This is a genomic window from Streptomyces sp. NRRL S-337 (genome assembly GCF_000720175.1).
GTDB classification, from domain to species: Bacteria; Actinomycetota; Actinomycetes; order Streptomycetales; family Streptomycetaceae; genus Streptomyces; species Streptomyces siderophoricus.
On record NZ_JOIX01000024.1, the window covers coordinates 49,193 to 66,311 of the forward strand.

Here is a 17,119-nt window from a genome sequence, read left to right on the forward strand (position 1 = left end):
CCACGCACGGGGGAGAGCGTGGGGTCTCATCTATAGGAACGGGTGGGAGCGGGAAGTGGTTCCCCTTCTGTGAGGATTCGGGGAAGAATCTTTCGGGTCCGCGGAAACGACGTCTCCGGCCGGGCTCCCCGGCCGGGTCGCGGCCTCCCGCTCAGCCCGCGTTCGCCCGCTCAGGTCTCGCCCTGTACCAGGCGTTCGAGCAGCTCCTGGAATTCCCCGTCGACGACCACGCGCAGGCCGTCCCCGTCGGGCTCGCTCAGCGGGGTCATCATGCCCCGGCGCCACCAGAAGACCCGCGGGCTGATGGCACCCGCCGCGTCCTCGTGGCCGGCCGCGGCGAACTGTGCCATGGCCTGGAGCGCCGGGATCACCTGGGCGTCCTGGATGCGGTGGAACGCCAGCTGGTGGCGGAACGGCATGGCGACCAGCGCACCGTCCGGGGTGAGCCCGGTGCCCATGAGCCGCTGGACCAGATCCTCGAGCACCAGTACCCGGCTGGCGGTGAAGAAGGAGTCGCCGAGCAGGACTTCAAAGGCCGAGCCGTCGCCGCGGCGTACCGTCTCGTGCCCCTCGACGGGCAGGGCGCGGAGGTTGTTCATGGCCCGGATCCGCAGTTCGGCGACGTCCCCGAGGTCGCTCAGCGAGTCCTCGCTCAGCATCTGCACCGCTTCGGGCAGATCGAGCGCGAGCACCTCGCGCAGACCGGGGGCCGGTTCCCGGCCGTAGCGGAAGGCGTCCGAGGCGGGCAGGGTCTCCTGGGCGACGACCCGCGGGTAGAGGCAGGCACGGATCTCGTCCGCGGAGAGCACCTCCAGCGGCTGCGGGCCGTCCATGGTGCGCAGCACCTTGCCGACGTGATCCCGGATCAGCCCGGGCCAGGCGCGTTCGCCGCGCCGGTCGCGGTGGCACACCGCGGCGAGGTTGCCGAGGCCGAACTGACGCCCCGACGAGTCGGTGACCACCCCCGCGTACGCGGTGACCTCCAGGCCCTGTTCGGCGAAGGCCTGCCGGACCTGGGACCGGAAAACGCCGCCCTCCCGCTCGGAGAAGAAGCCGAACTCCCCGTCGCGTGCCAGGTCGCGGGAATCCCGCTTCGGTCCTCGGCGGAACAGGCCCATCTCTTCCTCCCGGCAGCGGCCACGCACAACGGCCATGAATGGGCCGATCGTAACGGGTGCGCCGGCCGGCCCCGGCACCCTGCTGACCACGGGACACTGCCGTGACGCCGCAGGGCGACGGGGCGGGTGGGGACGGGGACGGACGAGGGGGGACGAGGGGGCCGAGGGGGACGTACGCGGAGGAAGTGGGCCGGCCGTCGCCGACCGGTCAGCCGCCGATGGTGACGTCGATGCAGGCGTAGAAGGCGTTCGCGGTGTCGGCGATGTTCCAGACCGCGAGGATCTTCTGCTTGCCCGTGACGCTGCCGAAGTTGACGGTATGGGTCACGGTCTCCGGGGGCTGTGCGCCGCCGCCGCTGAACTCGGCGACCTTCCTTCCGCCCGCGAAGTACTGCCAGGTGCTGGTGGCGTGACGGGCCGTCAGTCGCCAGGTGAAGGTCTGGGTGTGGCCGATCGGGGTGACCTTCCAGCCCTTGGAGTCGTCGTCGAGTTCGGCGAACCGGCTGTTGCCGCCACTGCAGCTGGTCAGCCCCTTGGGGCCCTCGACGCTCTGCGGCTCCCACTTGATGGGGCCGCAGTCGATGGTGCCGGCGGCGCACTGCGCCTGGCGGCTGGGGGGTGCGGAGACGTATCCGTGGGCGCTGGCCGGGGTGACCGGCAGGGTGACGACCAGCAGCGGGGCGATGCCGGCGCCGATGGCGAGGGCCAGCCTTCTTTTCTTGTTCATGTCAACCCTTTCGCGAGGGGGGTGAGAGGCGCGAGGGGTGCACTGATTGGTCTGGACTTTACTCCGTGACCGTGTACGGTCAAGAGGTCCGGAAGGGTCCGTCGGCGGCGACGGCGACCGCCGTCCCGCTGGAGGCCCGGACCACCAACTCCGGGGCGAGGCGGACCGTGTGGCACGGACCAGACGAACCGTCAGTCCGGCGACGGGACAGCAGGCGGGCGGCCTCGGCGGCGAGGTCGGCGACCGGTTGCCGGACGGTGGTGAGCGCGGGATCGGCCAGCCCGGCGAGCGGGATGTCGTCGAAGCCGGTGACCGCGACCTCGCCGGGGACGTCCGCGCCCAACTGCCGCAGCCGTTGCAGTGCACCGGCCGCGATCAGGTCGTTGGCGCAGACCACCGCGTCCGGGCGGGCCGGCCAGAGGCGATCGACGGCGGCCCGTCCCCACTCCACCGAGAAGTCGCCGAGGGCGAGCCGGCCGGGTGCCGCCGGGTCGAGGGCCGCGGCGCCGCTCTCGTACGCCGTGCGCCGCTCGACGGCCGCGGAGGCGGTGCCGGCGGCCCCGATGAAACAGGGGCGGCGGCGCCCGGTGGCGGCCAGATGGGCCAGTACGAGCGCCATTCCGGCGGCGTTGTCGACGGCCACGGAGTCGGCGACGCCGGGGCCGCAGCCGCGGTCCAGCAGGACCAGCGGCACCTGTGCGGCGGCGGCCGCCACCGCCTCCCGGCTGTGCCGTTCGTCGACCGGTATCAGCAACAGCGCGTCGACCTGCCGGGCCAGCAGGGCGCCGATCCGGGCCGCCTCGGTGGCCGGGTCGTCGTCACAGTCGGCGAGCAGCACCGCACGGCCCTCGGCATGCAGGGCGTGCTCCAGTTCCCGGACCAGGGTGGGGAAGAACGGGTTGGTGATCTGCGGCAGGACCAGCCCGACGGTGCCGGTGGAACGACTGCGCAGGGCGCGGGCGACGTGGTTGGGGCGGTAGCCGAGGCGCTCGGCCGCCGCGCGGACGGTGCGGGCGGTCTCGGCGCCGACCGGGCGGGTGCCGGCGAGCACACGGGAGACCGTGGCGATGGAGCAGCCGGACGCCAGCGCGACGTCCTTCAAGGTCACTTCGGCCACGGTGGCGCGCCCCTTTTGTCGACCCGTACCGGATGAGGGCGGCAAACGTTATCACCGCTCACCCACCGTGTCCGTAAGCCGGATCAAGCGGTCGTATGGCTCACATTTCGTTGACATCGGGAGGAGCGATGGGCGAAATTCTCGGAGAACGTTTTCCGGCGGTAGCCGCCTCCTGCGGGCGCACCCAGAGACTTCACCCCAGCACCCCCCGCACCACCGTTCCGCAGAGCAAAGGGGCTCGTCCGTGGCCAGAAAGATCATCCTCGACTGCGACCCGGGGCATGACGACGCGATCGCCATGCTCCTGGCGCACGGCAATCCCGATGTCGAGCTGGTCGCCGTGACGACCGTGGTCGGCAACGCGTCGGTGGAGAAGGTGACCCGCAACGCGCTGTCCGTGGCGCGGATCGCCGGGATCACCGGTGTGCCCTTCGCGGCCGGCTGCCCGCGTCCGCTGGTGCGGGACATCGAGACGGCGCCGGAGATCCACGGCGACACCGGTCTGGACGGCCCGGAGCTGCCCGAGCCCACCCTCGAACTGGACCGCCGGCACGCGGTGGACCTGATCATCGACACCGTGATGGCGCACGAGCCGGGCGAGATCACCATCGTCCCCACGGCCGGTCTGACCAACATCGCGCTGGCCGCGCGCAAGGAGCCGCGGATCGTCGAGCGGGTCCGCGAGGTCGTGCTGATGGGCGGCGGCTACCACGAGGGCAACTGGAGCGCGGTCGCCGAGTTCAACATCATCATCGACCCCGAAGCGGCGCACATCGTCTTCAACGAGAAGTGGCCGGTCACCATGGTCGGGCTGGACCTCACGCACCAGGCGCTGGCCACCCCCGCGGTCGAGAAGAAGATCGCCGCGGTGGGCACCAAGCCGGCCACGTTCGTGCTGGAACTGCTGGACTTCTTCCGCGAGGCCTACCGCGAGAACCAGGGCTTCGAGCACCCGCCGGTGCACGACCCGTGCGCGGTGGCGTACGTCATCGACCCGGACGTGATGACCGTGCGCCGGGCCCCGGTGGACGTGGAGCTGCGCGGTGCGCTGACCGTCGGGATGACCGTGACGGACTTCCGCGCGCCCGCACCGGACGACTGCACCACCCAGGTCGCGGTCAAGCTCGACCACGAGCGGTTCTGGAACCTCGTCGTGGACGCGCTGGAGCGGATCGGCGACGTAGCGGAATGAACGGCACGAACGGCACGAACGGCATGAACACCTCCACCGCCCCCTCCCCCAGGTCCACCGTCGAGAGCAAGGGCGCGGGCTCCGGCGTCCGCATCGGGGTGCTGGTCACCGCGCTGCTGGCGGCCTGCTTCGCGTTCCAGCTGAACGCCAGCATGCTCAGCCCGGCGCTGAAGAACATCGAGGACACCCTCGGTGCCAGCTCGGCCGAGATCGGCCTCACCCAGACCGCGTTCTTCACCTCGGCGGCCCTGTTCTCCCTGTTCCTCCCGCGGCTGGGCGACGTCATCGGCCGCCGCCGGGTGCTCACCGGGATGCTCGGCCTGATGGTCGTCGGCTGTGTCGTCGCCGCGCTGGCGACCAGCGTGCCGATGCTGTTCGCCGGCCGCATCATCCAGGGCGTCAGCGGGCCGGTCGTCCCGCTGTGCCTGATCATGCTGCGGGTCGAGGTGCAGGAGCCGAAGCGGTACGGCACCCTGCTCGGCGTGATCACCGCGGTCAACGGCGGGATCGCCGGGGTGGACTCCCTCGCGGGCGGCTACCTCGCCGACAGCCACGGCTTCGGCTCGGTGTTCTGGGCGATGGCCGTCGTCGCGGCGCTGGCGACCGTCCTCGTCGCCACCCTGACCCCGGAGTCCCGGGCCCCGGCTCCGGACGCGGCGGGCGCCCGCCGGATGGACTGGCCCGGTGTCGCCCTGCTCGTCGTCTCGGTCGGCTCGCTGCTGATCGCGCTGAACGAGGCGGGCAAGCTGGCCGCCGCGAACTGGCCGCTGATCGCCGTCCTCGTCGTGCTGGCCGCGGTCGCCTTCGGCCTCTTCTGGCGCACCGAGAACCGCAGCGGGCACCCGCTGGTCGCGACCAGGCACCTCAAGCAGCGCGCGACCTGGGCGACCCTGCTGACCACCGTGCTGACCATGACCGGCGTGTTCGCCGTGATGAACGGGCTGATCCCGGCGTTCGCGCAGGACGCGCAGGCCGGTCTCGGGATGAGCGCCGAGGCGTCCGCCTGGTGGACGCTGTCGCCGTACGCGCTGGCCGGTCTGGCCATGGGCCCGCTGGCCGGCCGGCTGGCCGCCACCTTCGGCTACGGGCGCGTACTGCGGTGCGGCCTGGTCGGTTCGGTGGCGACGGTGGTGCTGATGCTCGCCACGATGCACAGCCACTCGCACGTCCTGCTGCTGGTGACCTCGATCCTGGTGGGCGTCGCCTACGCCGGCGTGGCCAACATCGTCCTCAACGGGCTCGGCATCGTGCTCTCCCCCCGCGAGAACCCGGGCTTCCTGCCCGGCCTGAACGCCGGTGCGTTCAACCTCGGCGCGGGGCTGAGCTTCGCGGTGCTCTACGCCGTCAAGACCGCCGCCACCCCGGCCGATCCGGCGTCCGCCGGCGGCTACACCGCGGGCATGATCGCCGGTGTGGTCATCCTGGCGGCGGCGATCGCGACCTCGTTCCTGATCCCGAAGCCGGTGGCGGCCGAGGCCCAGGACTGAGGGCTCGCGGCGCGCCACCGGGGAATGTCCTCGGGCGGTTCACTCCGGCGTCGGCTCGTCCGTCCACCGCAGGATGGCGCCGAGCCCGCCGGAGGGCGCCCGTTCGGGATCGCGGACGATCACGACCTCGGCGCCACTGGCCGCGGCCGACCGGATGAGCGCGTCGTCGGCCCGGGCGGCGGCCGGCCGCACCTCGCCGAGGTACTGCAACTCGGTGCCGCGCACGGCCAGTTGGTCGGCGCCCTCACCGACCCAGACCTGGCGTCCGGTGTCCGCGCCGTGCGGGTCGACCAGCAGGGTGTCGATCCGGTGTTCCCGGGCCGCCTCGACGAGCGCGGGGATGCCGGCCGCGGCCTGCGGGGCGCTCTTGCCGCCGGGACCCTCGCCGGTGCGGAAGCGGTCGGTGATCTCCACGACGTGCTGGCGTTCCTGTTCGGCCCGGACCTGGGCGATGTCCCGTTCCACCAGGTCGCTCTCGGAGCCGGCCGCGCGGCCGCCGTGTTCGCTCTCATAGGTGATGCCGCGCAGCTGCTCCGGCAGCTTCTCGTGCACGAGGTGCCGCTCGCGGGCGTCGCCGATGAGGATGATGGCTTCCGCCCCGTGTTCCCGGGCGGTCCGGCTGATCGCGTCGGCGATCTCCGCGGCGTTCTGCTCCCAGGTGTTCTCCACCTTCGCCTGGAAGTGGGTCTCGGACCAGTCCGAGGACGTGGTGCGGTGGATGGGCCACTCGGCGCCGGTGACCTTGCCGGCGTCGTCCTCGGTGCCCTGCTGCCCCAGGACGGCGAGGTCCGCCCCGGTGCGGTCCAGCCGGACCACGAGGCAGACGGGGTCGTCGCCGATCGCGGCCAGGAAGGGCGCGATCCGGGGCACCGGCCCCCAGGCGGCGAAGGGTGTGGGCGGCGGTCCGGGCAGCGGCGCGTCGAGCACGACGTGGCCGTTGGTGGCGAACAGCACCCGCCCGGCGTGCGACTGCGGTTCCCCTTCGCGCCGCGTGACCAGGGCCTCGTGCACGGCGCCGCAGGTGGCCTCGTCCGCGCCGAGCGCGAAGAGCTGTGCGGTGGTCGCGCTCGCCGTCAACTCCTGTTGTTTTTCGGCGTCCTCGGTGCCGTGCGAGATATCGGCATAGACCGTGGCCCATGGGCCCGGCCGATCGATGACCGGTCGAAGGAGCGAGAGTCGCATGGCGCTGCCTCCTTGGGTTCTCCCGGTATGCGTGGGGCTTGTCTGCGGTTGGCTGCGTATGCGGTGGGACGCGCAATGCGTCGGCTGGTTTGGGGTTGGCTGTCATACGAATTCCCGATCTCCCAGGGCGTATGCATTGCGCTCCGGCCCGGGATATGCCTCGAACAGTCACGCAGCGTGGTGGTCCGGGTGAATTCCGTACAGGGGCTTGAATCGACCGCTTCGGGTTGTTAGGGCAGAAGGACCAGGGAAACTGGGAGAAACGCGTCGGGTCGGTAGGACTCGTCAGACCGGAGGCAGCGATGGTCATGGAACACGGAATGGACAAGACCGGCCCCGCCCGGGACGACATGATGAAGAAGCAGTTGCGCGGGCAACTGGCCGCGGAGCGCTCGCTGCGGACCGACGAGGAACACGAACTCCAGCCCGCGGGCGAGGACCAGCCGCTGCCGGCGTGGTCGCCCGCGAGCGACTACCGCGGCGGTACGCCGAGCGGGATGACCGAGCAGGACGTCGGACTGCGCTCCGAACTCGCCCAGCACCTCGGCCGGAGCCTGTATCCCGCCGACAAGAACACGATCATCGAGACGCTGCGGCGCAACCACGCGCCGGACCGGCTGGTGGAGCTGGCCCAACGGCTGCCGGCGCACGACCGGTACGTCAATGTGCAGGCCATCGCCGAGGCCATCGGACTGCACACCGAGCACGTGCGGCGCTGACCCGGCCGTCCGCCTCCTGACGCTGCCGAGCGGCGCCGGGAGGCGGACAATTGGTGGCAGAGAGACCCGCCGCGGCCCGCGACGGGACGAGCGGACGGGAGAGGGAGGGCGGTCATGTCCGACGACGCGATGGGCGACGAGGTCTACCAGCCGCCCAGCTCCGACCCCCAGGACAACCCCAACGATCTGGACATGGAGGACGCCCTCGACGAGCCCGACCTCGACGCCATGCTGGACACCGGCTATTCGCCGCCCGAACGGCCCTTCGTGGTCAATCACGAGGGCACCACGGCACGGGAACTGCACGACCGCGAGTCGCTGGAGCACCGGCTGGCCGTGGAGGTGCCGGACGTGCTCCCGGTCGACGGCGACGGCATCGGCGATCTGCCCGGCGGTGTGGGCGAACCGGTGGATCTGGAGTGCGGCGAGGAGCGGGCCGGCCGGCTCGTGGGCACCGACGAGGGCTTCTGGCGCGGCGGCAGCGACGACATCGCCGCCCGGGACGTCGGCATCGACGGCGGTGCGGCGTCCGCCGAGGAGGCCGCGGTGCACATCGCCCGCGACAATGCGGGCGACGGGGAGCTGGAGGCATAGCCCCGAGGTTCAGCCCGTGGTCACGGAATGCACGGAATGCCTTTCGCCGAACCTCTCACCACGCCCGCCGTGAGACGCCACGCCCGCCGTGAGACGTCAGAAGATTTCCTCGGCGGTGGACCGGACGATACGGGCCTGCATATTGCGTTCCATCATGCGCAGCGCGGCTTCCGCGAGGTCGCGGTGGATATGCGCGCAGGCGTCCTCGACGACGGTGACACCGATGTGCCGGATATGGGCGTCGAGCGCGGAATAGAGCACGCATTGTTCGGTGACCTGGCCGCAGAGCACGATGGTCTCGATGCCGTGCTGGCGCAGCAGGTATTCCAGCGGGGTCTGGTAGAAGATCGAGTGCCGGGCCTTCACCACGAACAGTGAGGTGTCGTCCGGCCGTACCGGCTCCACGAGGTCGGCGTGCGGGCCGCTCAGCGCGGTGTCCAGGATCTCGTCGTGGTGCGAGCGCCACCGGCCGAAATTGTCGTTGACGTAGATGACCTCGGTCTCGCTGTGCCGGGCCCGTTCGAGCAGCGCGGTGAGCCGGGGCAACGTCGCGCGCACCGAGGGCAGCAGCAGTTCGGCGTCCTCGTGCTCGTAGGGGTTGAGCATGTCGATCACGATGAGTGCGGTGCCGGACATGGCGGAAAACCCCGGTCAGCCCCGGGCCGGAGCGGCGCAGGCCCTGCTCATCGCGGACTCCTGTGTTCCCCGGCCTCCTCCTCGGCGACCCGCTTGAGGGTCCGCCCGCTGCGGACGGACCGGGCCCGGCGGGCGTCGGGGGTGCCGCGCCGTGCGGCCCGGTCGTCGTTCTCCTTGACCAGCAGCCAGGACTCCCGCTTCCCGGAGCCGTCGCCGCCGCGGAACCGGGTGAGCGCATAGCCGCCGTGCAGTTTGCTGCCGTCGAGCCAGAAGGACGCGTGGCCCTGCTCCAGGGCTTCGCCGAACGTGCGGGTGCGGCCCTTCTTCCGCCCGGGCAGCGGGCGGTAGCTGCCCTCGTCCCAGACGATGACGGTGCCCGCGCCGTACTCCCCGTCCGGGATGACGCCCTCGAACTCCCGGTACTCCAGCGGATGGTCCTCGGTGGGCATGGCCAGCCGCTTGTCCTGCGGATCGCTGGACGGGCCCTTCGGCACCGACCAGGACTTCAGGACGCCGTCGACCTCCAGCCGGAAGTCGAAGTGCAGGGTGCTGGCGTCGTGGATCTGCACCACGAAGCACGGCGTGTCACCGGAGGAGGCACCGGAGGAGTCCTGCCCGCCCTGCGGCTCGTGGGTCCGGTCGAAGTGCCGTTTGCCGCGGTACGTCGTCAGTCCGTTCCTGCCACTCACGGGGCCCGCCGCCTTTCCTCGGATGCCGCATCTCTCACTGTGACGCGCGGCGGGGGGCACCGCACGCGCAGCCCGGGGCCCGTCCCGCGGCCCTTCGAGTGCCCGGTTGGGTGAGTAACACGCCCGCCAAGGGGCACGCGAGGGCCGCGGGAGGGAGTTTGGATCCTGACCGCACGATGCGAGGTGCTTGGAGGAGCCATGGGCGTGGGGAGGCTGCTGCGTGACTGGCCCGTGTACCGGCAGCTGACCGGCGGCGATCCGCTGGGCCGCGGACGCGCCGCGATGTCCGCGCGCACCGAAGCGCTCCGGCCGCGGACGGAGACCGCCGACCGGGTGGTGAAGTCGATCTGCCCGTACTGCGCGGTCGGCTGCGGACAGCAGGTGTACGTCAAGGACGACCGGGTGGTGCAGATCGAGGGCGACCCGGACTCGCCGGTCAGCCGGGGCCGGCTGTGCCCCAAGGGCTCGGCGACGCTCCAGCTGACGACCGGGCCGTCCCGGCGCCATCAGGTCCTCTACCGCCGGCCGTACGGCACCGACTGGCAGCCGCTCGACCTGGACACGGCCATGGACATGATCGCCGAGCGGGTGATCGAGACCCGCCGGGACACCTGGCAGTGGGAGGCGGACGGCAAGCGGGTGGCCCGCACGCTCGGCATCGCCAGCCTGGGCGGCGCGACCCTCGACAACGAGGAGAACTACCTGATCAAGAAGCTGCTGACGGGTCTGGGCGTGGTCCAGGTGGAGAACCAGGCCCGGGTCTGCCACAGCTCGACGGTCGCGGGCCTGGGCACCTCGTTCGGGCGCGGCGGGGCGACCACCTTCATGCAGGACCTCCAGCACGCGGACTGCATCGTCATCGAGGGCTCGAACTTCGCCGAGGCGCATCCGGTGGGCTTCCAGTGGGTGATGGAGGCCAAGGCCCGGGGTGCCCGGATCATCCACGTCGATCCGCGCTTCACCCGGACCAGCGCGCTGTGCGACCTGCACGTGCCGATCCGCGCCGGCACCGACCTCGCCTTCCTGGGCGGGCTGATCCACCACGTCCTGTCCGAGGAGAAGGACTTCCGCGAGTACGTCCTCGCCTACACCAACGCCGCCACCCTGATCAGCGAGGACTTCCGCGACACCGAGGACCTCGGCGGCGTGTTCTCCGGGCTGGACGAGGAGGGGCGCTGCTACGACCCGGCGAGCTGGCAGTACGAGGGCACCGACGTCCAGGCCCCGGCCGGCGACGTCGAGCAGCTGCACGACCGCCGGCTGGCGGACCTCCGCGGGGCCTCGCACCACGCCCCCGGCCACGCCGAGACGCACGGCTCCGGCGGTCCGCAGGCCGCCGCCGAAGCGCCGCGGGACCCGACCCTGACCCATCCCCGGTGCGTCTACCAGATCCTCAAGCGGCACTACGCCCGCTACACCCCGGAGCTGGTCGAGCGGACCTGCGGGATCCCGCGCGAGACGTTCCGGCAGGTGTGCGACGCGCTGACCTCGAACTCCGGGCGGGAGCGGACCAGCGCCTTCGTCTACGCGGTCGGCTGGACCCAGCACGCGACCGGTTCCCAGTACATCCGGGCCGCCAGCGTCCTGCAGCTGCTGCTGGGCAACATCGGCCGCCCCGGCGGCGGCATCCAGGCGCTCCGCGGCCACGCCTCCATCCAGGGCTCCAGCGACATCCCCACGCTCTACAACCTGCTGCCCGGCTACCTGCCGATGCCGCACGCGCACACCCACGAGGACCTGGACACCTTCATCGCCGCGAGCCGCACCGACAAGGGCTTCTGGGGCGACATGCGGGCGTACTTCGTCAGTCTGCTCAAGGCGTACTACGGCGATGCCGCGACCCCGGAGAACGACTTCTGCTTCGACCACCTGCCGCGGCTGACCGGATCGCACAGCACCTACGACACCGTGATGGCTCAGCTGGACGGCGTCTGCAAGGGCTACTTCCTGATGGGCGAGAACCCCGCCGTGGGCTCCGCCAACACCCGCCTCCAGCGGCTGGGCATGGCGAACCTCGACTGGCTGGTCGTCCGTGACTTCTCGCTCATCGAGTCGGCGACCTGGTGGCAGGACGGGCCCGAGATCGAGAGCGGCGAGCTCGCCACGGAGGACATCGGGACCGAGGTGTTCTTCCTGCCGGCCGCCTCGCACACCGAGAAGTCCGGGTCGTTCACCAACACCAACCGCTGGCTGCAGTGGCACCACGCCGCCGTCGAGCCGGACGGCGACGCCCGCAGCGACCTGTGGTTCATGTACCACCTGGGCCGGCGCATCAAGCAGAAGCTGGCCGCGTCCACCGACCCGAGGGACCGCATGGTGCAGGACCTGACCTGGGACTATCCGGTCGAGGGCGACCACGGGGAGCCGGTCGCCGCCGCGGTCCTCGCCGAGATCAACGGACACGGTCCGGACGGCGCCCCGCTGAGTGCCTACACCGAGCTGAAGGACGACGGCTCGACCCGCTGCGGCTGCTGGATCTACTGCGGGGTCTTCGCGGACGGCGTCAACCAGGCGGCCCGCCGCACCCCGCACACCGAGCAGGACTGGGTCGCCGCCGAGTGGGCGTGGGCCTGGCCGGCGAACCGCCGGATCCTCTACAACCGGGCGTCGGCCGCCCCGGACGGCACGCCCTGGAGCGCCCGCAAGGCGTATGTGTGGTGGGACGCCGGCGCGGGCCGCTGGACCGGCCACGACGTGCCGGACTTCGTGCCCGACCGGGCCCCGGACCACGTACCGCCGCCCGGGGCGAGCGGGCCCGACGCGCTGCGCGGCGACGACCCGTTCATCATGCAGGCGGACGGCAAGGGCTGGCTGTTCGCCCCGTCCGGGCTGCTCGACGGGCCGCTGCCGACCCACTACGAGCCGCAGGACTCGCCGTTCGGCAACGCGCTCTACCCCGACCGACCGCGCTCCCCCACACAAGAGCGGTACGTCCGCGAGGGCAACCGCTACCACCCCAGCGGCGACGAGCCGGGTGCCGAGGTCTTCCCGTACGTCCTGACCACCCACCGGCTGACCGAGCACTTCACGGCGGGCGGGATGAGCCGCTGGTCGTCCCATCTCGCCGAGCTGCAGCCGGAGTTGTTCTGCGAGGTGTCCCCGCGGCTGGCCGCCGAGCGCGGCCTGACGCACAACGGCTGGGCGACGATCGTCACCGCCCGGAACGCCATCGAGGCGCGGGTGGCGATCACCGACCGGATCAGGACGCTGACCGTGCACGGCCGCGAGGTGCACCAGATCGGGCTGCCGTTCCACTGGGGCCCCAACGGGGTGGTCACCGGCGACGCGGCCAACGAGCTGATGGCGATCGTGCTGGACCCCAACTCGCACATCCAGGAGGACAAGGCGCTCACCGCCGACATCCGCCCGGGCCGCCGGCCGCGCGGCCCCGCCCTGCCGCGCCTGGTGGCGGAGTACCGGCGGCGCGCGGGCATCACCGAGCACACCGGAGAGGACCGAAGGCCATGACCGACAGCCTGCTCAGCGGCCCTGAGCCGGATCCGGCCGGTGACGCCGGGCACACCGGTGCCCCGCCCCGGGTGGGGTTCTTCACCGACACGTCCGTCTGCATCGGCTGCAAGGCGTGCGAGGTGGCGTGCAAGGAGTGGAACGCCCTCCCGGAGGACGGGCTGACGCTCACCGGCATGTCGTACGACAACACCGCCGGGCTCGGGGCGTCCACCTGGCGGCACGTGGCCTTCATCGAGCAGTCGACGCCGCATCCGCCGGTGCCCGCGCCGGAGGGCCGTACGGTGCTGCCGCTCGCCGGGGACGCGGACCAATCGGCCGGCGGCGACCTGCGCTGGCTGATGTCCTCCGACGTCTGCAAGCACTGCACCCACGCCGCCTGCCTCGACGTCTGCCCGACCGGCTCGCTGTTCCGCACCGAGTTCGGGACCGTGGTGGTGCAGGAGGACATCTGCAACGGCTGCGGCTACTGCGTGCCGGCCTGCCCCTACGGGGTGATCGAGCAACGCCCGTCCGACGGCCGGGCGTTCAAGTGCACGCTCTGCTACGACCGGCTCGGCGCAGGACAGGAACCGGCCTGCGCGAAGGCCTGCCCGACCGAGTCGATCCAGTTCGGCCCGCTCGACGAGCTGCGTGAACGCGCGGCACTGCGGGTGGACCAGCTGCACGCGGCCGGGGTGGACCGGGCCCGCCTCTACGGCCACGATCCGGCGGACGGGGTCGGCGGCGACGGGGCGTTCTTCCTGCTGCTGGACGAGCCGGAGGTCTACGGGCTGCCGCCGGACCCGCAGGTCACCACCCGGGACCTGCCGGCGATGTGGAAGCACGCCGGCGCGGCGGCGCTGTCGCTGGTGGGCGGTTTCACGCTGTCCTTCGCGCTGCCCGCCGTGCTGCGGGGAAGGGGGCGGCGATGACACGGCCCGACCGGCCGGGTGACCGGCGCGCACGGCGGTCCCGCAAGGGCGAGGAACTCATGGTCCCGCGCGCCGAGTTCGAGTCCTACTACGGCCGTCCGATCATCAAGGCACCCTCCTGGTCGGCCCGGGACATCGCCGGGTACTTCTTCCTCGGCGGCCTGGCGGGGGCCGGTTCGGTGCTCGCCGCGGGCGCCCAGCTGACCGGCCGGACCACGCTGGCGACCGGGATGAAGGTCTCGTCGCTGGCGGCCGTCTCGCTGTCCACCGCGGCGCTCGTCCACGACCTCGGCCGGCCCGCCCGGTTCGGCAACATGCTGCGCGTCATCAAGCCGACCTCGCCGATGAGCGTCGGCTCCTGGCTGCTCAGCGGCTACGGGCCGGCGGCCGGGGTGGCGGCGGTGTGCGCGATCGGCGGGCGGCTGCCGCGGGCCGGCGCCGCCGCCACCGCGGCCGCCGGGGCGCTGGGGCCGGCCGTGGCCACGTACACCGCCGTGCTCGCGGCGGACACCGCGGTGCCGGCCTGGCACGGCGCGCACCGTGAACTGCCCTACCTCTTCGCGGCCTCCGCGACCGCCGCGGCGTCCGGCATGGCGCTGGTGCTGGCGCCGCCCGGCGAGACCGCACCCGTGCGCTGCGCCGCCGTACTGGCCGCCGCTGCCGACGCGGCGGCGACCCGGGCGGCGAAGCGGCGGCTGGGGATGGTGGCGGAGACCTACCGGGAGGGCCGGGCCGGCCGGCTGCTGCACGGGGCGGAGCTGCTGCTCGGCGCCGGGGCGGTGACCGCGGCGCTCGCCGCCCGCCGCTCCCGGGCGGCGGCCGTCGCCGCCGGGCTGGCGCTGCTGGCCGGCTCGGCGTGCACCCGGTTCGGCGTCTTCGCCGCCGGGATCGCCTCCGCCGAGGACCCGGCGTACACCGTCGTCCCCCAGCGCGCCACGAAGGAACCGTCCGGCGGGCCGGGACCGGGACCGGACCCGGCCACCGCCCGCCCGGACGGCCGGGAAACACCGCAATCGACAGACTGACCGTCCTCGACCGCAGGAGTCCACGTGCATCGACGTCGTCCTCGGATCGTGATCGTCGGAGCCGGTTTCGCCGGCTACGAATGTGCCCGCACCCTCTCCCGGACGGCCAAGGGAGCCGCCGAGATCGTGCTGCTCAACCCCCATGACTACTTCCTCTACGTGCCGCTGCTGCCGGAGGTGGCGGCCGGGATCCTGGAGCCGCGCCGGATCTCGGTGTCGCTGACCGGGACCCTGCCGGGCGTCCGGCTCGTCCTCGGGCAGGCGCACGACGTGAACCTGGACGCCCGCCGGGTGGCGTACACCGACCCGGAGGACCGGGAGGGCACGCTGGAGTACGACCGGCTGGTGCTCACCGTCGGCAGCGTCAACAAGCTGCTGCCCATCCCCGGGGTCGCCGAGCACGCCCACGGCTTCCGCGGGATGCCCGAGGCGCTCTACCTGCGCGACCACATCACCCGCCAGTGCGAACTGGCCGGAGCGGCCGAGGACCCGGACGAACGGGCCGCCAGGACCACCTTCGTGGTCGTCGGGGCGGGCTACACCGGCACCGAAGTCGCCGCCCACGGCGTGCTGTTCACCGATGCCCTGGCCCGGCAGAACACCGGGCTGCGGGACGGTCCGCGGCCGCGCTGGCTGCTGCTGGACATCGCCGACCGGCTGCTGCCGGAGCTCGACGAGCGGCTCTCGCACACCGCCGAGCGGGTGCTGCGCCGCCGCGGGGTGGACGTCCGTACCGGCACGTCGGTGAAGGAGGCCACCCCGGACGGAGTGCTGCTGGACGACGGCGAGTTCATCGACAGCCGCAGCCTGATCTGGTGCGTCGGCGTCCGCCCGGACCCGCTGGTGGCCTCGATGGGACTGCCCACCGACCGGGGGCGGCTGTGCGTCGACGAGTACCTGGGCGTGCCCGGCCGGCCGGAGGTGTTCGCCTGCGGTGACGCCGCGGCCGTACCGGACCTGACCCGTCCGGGCAAGGTGACGCCGATGACCGCCCAGCACGCCCAGCGGCAGGGCAAGGTCGCGGCGCGCAATGTGGCGGCGTCCTGCGGCCACGGCACGGCGCGCGCGTACGAACACCACGACCTGGGGTTCATGGTCGACCTGGGCGGGGTCCAGGCCGCCGCGAACCCGCTGCACGTGCCGCTGTCCGGTCCGCTCGCGAGTGCCGTCACCCGCGGCTACCACCTGATGGCGATGCCCGGGAACCGGGTGCGGGTGGCCGCCGACTGGCTCCTGGACGCGGTGCTGCCCCGCCAGGGCGTCCAGCTCGGCCTGGTGCGGTCCTGGTCGGTGCCGCTGGACACCGAGACACCGGAGGTGGCCCGGGTACCGCGCTAGGGCCCGTCTTCCGGACCGGCCCGGGGTCCGGCGGCCGGCCCGCGCTGGGATGCGATCACCGCCGATCGGTCGTGCCATGGAGAGGACCAGGCCCCTGGCCCGTCCGGTGCGAAGAGGTGCGATCCATGGCACGACCGGTGTGGAGCGGTTCGCTGACCTTCGGGCCCCGCGGCAAGGAGTACGCCAAGGTCTACGCGCTGCTGCAGCGGGCCCTGGACCGGTCGGGGAAGGCCGGGATCCCCACGCGTGCGACGGCTCGTTGCGGCGAAGAGCAAGGGCGAGACGGTGGAGAAGGAGGCCGAGGCGCCGGAATCCACCGATGTCATCGAGCTGATGGACGTCCTCAACGCCGGCCTGAACACCGCACGGGGCGAACGGAAGGCCACGAGGGCGAAGGGCGGAAAACGCCGCACTCCGCCCTCCGACCTGGAAGGACGCAGCAAATCGGAGCTCTACGAACTCGCCACCGAGGCCGGTATTCCCGGCCGTTCGTCGATGAAGCGGGGTGACCTCATCAAGGCCCTCTCCGCGAAATACCGGCGCTTGTTCGGGCAGGTGCCGGGTATCCGCCCGGAATGGAGACGCTGACCGTGGAAACGACGCATCTGTCCGCGCACCTCGCTGCCGGTCACGGGACGAGCGGCGCCCTGCTCACGATCGTCGGGGTCCTCGTCGTCGCCCTGCTGCTCGCGGCGTTCGTCCGGGGCCGGCGCATCAGGCAACGCGAGCCCGGCCCGCCCCACCCCGACTCGCAGCCGCGGCTGCCGCACGGCGGGCCGGTGGGCGACGTCGTGGAGCGCCGCGAGCCCGATGAACTCCCCCGGACCGACCACCGGCGTACACCGCACGAGCTGAAGGGCAACGGCATCGAGTCCCGGCGCCGCGAGTAGCCACGGCCCGGCGATCGGCACCT

At 72.3% G+C, this 17,119-nt stretch carries 16 protein-coding genes; 10 read left to right on the forward strand and 6 right to left on the reverse strand.

Translation table 11 applies throughout. From position 1 onward, the window contains the following. Positions 1 to 170 precede the first annotated feature (170 nt). The 3 genes from IG62_RS0119165 to IG62_RS0119175 all read right to left on the reverse strand — a co-directional run bounded on the left by IG62_RS0119165 (position 171) and on the right by IG62_RS0119175 (position 2,953). The gene (locus IG62_RS0119165) at positions 171 to 1,118 is read right to left on the reverse strand and encodes a hypothetical protein (protein ID WP_030804170.1); all 948 of its coding nucleotides are present in this window, start codon (positions 1,116 to 1,118) and stop codon (positions 171 to 173) included. Between the two features lie 208 nt (positions 1,119 to 1,326). Further along, positions 1,327 to 1,845, reverse strand: a complete 519-nt coding sequence (locus IG62_RS0119170; protein ID WP_030804172.1) for a lytic polysaccharide monooxygenase auxiliary activity family 9 protein — start codon at positions 1,843 to 1,845, stop codon at positions 1,327 to 1,329. Between the two features lie 79 nt (positions 1,846 to 1,924). Beyond that, positions 1,925 to 2,953, reverse strand: coding sequence for a LacI family DNA-binding transcriptional regulator (locus IG62_RS0119175; RefSeq protein ID WP_234326619.1), 1,029 nt, complete (start codon positions 2,951 to 2,953; stop codon positions 1,925 to 1,927). A 253-nt stretch (positions 2,954 to 3,206) separates the two neighbouring features. Here IG62_RS0119175 and IG62_RS0119180 point away from each other — a divergent pair, with 253 nt between their 5' ends. Next, on the forward strand, positions 3,207 to 4,154 hold the full coding sequence (locus IG62_RS0119180) for a nucleoside hydrolase (RefSeq protein WP_030804177.1): 948 nt from the start codon (positions 3,207 to 3,209) through the stop codon (positions 4,152 to 4,154). A gap of 23 nt (positions 4,155 to 4,177) precedes the next feature. Continuing rightward, positions 4,178 to 5,641 carry an MFS transporter gene (locus IG62_RS0119185; protein WP_030804180.1) on the forward strand — a complete coding sequence of 488 codons (1,464 nt, stop codon included), beginning with the start codon at positions 4,178 to 4,180 and terminating at the stop codon, positions 5,639 to 5,641. A 39-nt stretch (positions 5,642 to 5,680) separates the two neighbouring features. Here the strand turns inward: IG62_RS0119185 and IG62_RS0119190 are convergent, their stop codons facing one another. Continuing rightward, positions 5,681 to 6,823 (reverse strand): Vms1/Ankzf1 family peptidyl-tRNA hydrolase, encoded by a 1,143-nt coding sequence (locus IG62_RS0119190; RefSeq protein ID WP_030804181.1) that lies wholly within the window; start codon positions 6,821 to 6,823, stop codon positions 5,681 to 5,683. A 320-nt stretch (positions 6,824 to 7,143) separates the two neighbouring features. Between IG62_RS0119190 and IG62_RS0119195 the strand changes: the two genes are divergently transcribed. Together IG62_RS0119195 and IG62_RS0119200 are read left to right on the forward strand one after the other, a co-directional pair. Further along, positions 7,144 to 7,542: a DUF2795 domain-containing protein gene (locus IG62_RS0119195; protein ID WP_399123324.1), complete on the forward strand. Its 399-nt coding sequence runs from the start codon at positions 7,144 to 7,146 to the stop codon at positions 7,540 to 7,542. A gap of 114 nt (positions 7,543 to 7,656) precedes the next feature. Beyond that, complete coding sequence (locus tag IG62_RS0119200) at positions 7,657 to 8,136, forward strand: DUF5709 domain-containing protein (protein ID WP_030804186.1); 480 nt, start codon at positions 7,657 to 7,659, stop codon at positions 8,134 to 8,136. A 96-nt stretch (positions 8,137 to 8,232) separates the two neighbouring features. On the opposite strand, the gene IG62_RS0119205 is transcribed toward IG62_RS0119200, so the two are convergent. Further along, positions 8,233 to 8,772, reverse strand: a complete 540-nt coding sequence (locus tag IG62_RS0119205) for a cysteine hydrolase family protein (RefSeq protein ID WP_030804188.1) — start codon at positions 8,770 to 8,772, stop codon at positions 8,233 to 8,235. A gap of 47 nt (positions 8,773 to 8,819) precedes the next feature. Then, entirely contained in the window at positions 8,820 to 9,461 is a 642-nt protein-coding gene (locus tag IG62_RS0119210; protein ID WP_030804190.1) for a DNA polymerase ligase N-terminal domain-containing protein, read from the reverse strand. A 198-nt stretch (positions 9,462 to 9,659) separates the two neighbouring features. On the opposite strand from IG62_RS0119210, the gene fdh reads away from it, so the two are divergent. The 6 genes from fdh (at position 9,660) to IG62_RS0119240 (ending at position 17,096) form a co-directional block, all read left to right on the forward strand. Then, positions 9,660 to 12,929 (forward strand): formate dehydrogenase, encoded by a 3,270-nt coding sequence (gene fdh, locus IG62_RS0119215; RefSeq protein ID WP_030804192.1) that lies wholly within the window; start codon positions 9,660 to 9,662, stop codon positions 12,927 to 12,929. After that, the gene (locus IG62_RS0119220) at positions 12,926 to 13,843 is read left to right on the forward strand and encodes a 4Fe-4S dicluster domain-containing protein (protein ID WP_030804195.1); all 918 of its coding nucleotides are present in this window, start codon (positions 12,926 to 12,928) and stop codon (positions 13,841 to 13,843) included. The genes fdh and IG62_RS0119220 overlap by 4 nt, the downstream gene beginning before the upstream one ends. Before the next feature lie 59 nt (positions 13,844 to 13,902). Beyond that, positions 13,903 to 14,868: an NrfD/PsrC family molybdoenzyme membrane anchor subunit gene (gene nrfD, locus IG62_RS0119225; protein ID WP_078872089.1), complete on the forward strand. Its 966-nt coding sequence runs from the start codon at positions 13,903 to 13,905 to the stop codon at positions 14,866 to 14,868. Between the two features lie 48 nt (positions 14,869 to 14,916). Then, the gene (locus IG62_RS0119230; protein ID WP_030804201.1) at positions 14,917 to 16,206 is read left to right on the forward strand and encodes an NAD(P)/FAD-dependent oxidoreductase; all 1,290 of its coding nucleotides are present in this window, start codon (positions 14,917 to 14,919) and stop codon (positions 16,204 to 16,206) included. Positions 16,207 to 16,491: 285 nt separating this feature from the next. Further along, the gene (locus tag IG62_RS0119235; RefSeq protein WP_158795059.1) at positions 16,492 to 16,794 is read left to right on the forward strand and encodes a Rho termination factor N-terminal domain-containing protein; all 303 of its coding nucleotides are present in this window, start codon (positions 16,492 to 16,494) and stop codon (positions 16,792 to 16,794) included. Further along, positions 16,782 to 17,096: a DUF6479 family protein gene (locus IG62_RS0119240; RefSeq protein WP_051798243.1), complete on the forward strand. Its 315-nt coding sequence runs from the start codon at positions 16,782 to 16,784 to the stop codon at positions 17,094 to 17,096. The genes IG62_RS0119235 and IG62_RS0119240 overlap by 13 nt, the downstream gene beginning before the upstream one ends. Positions 17,097 to 17,119: the final 23 nt, after the last annotated feature.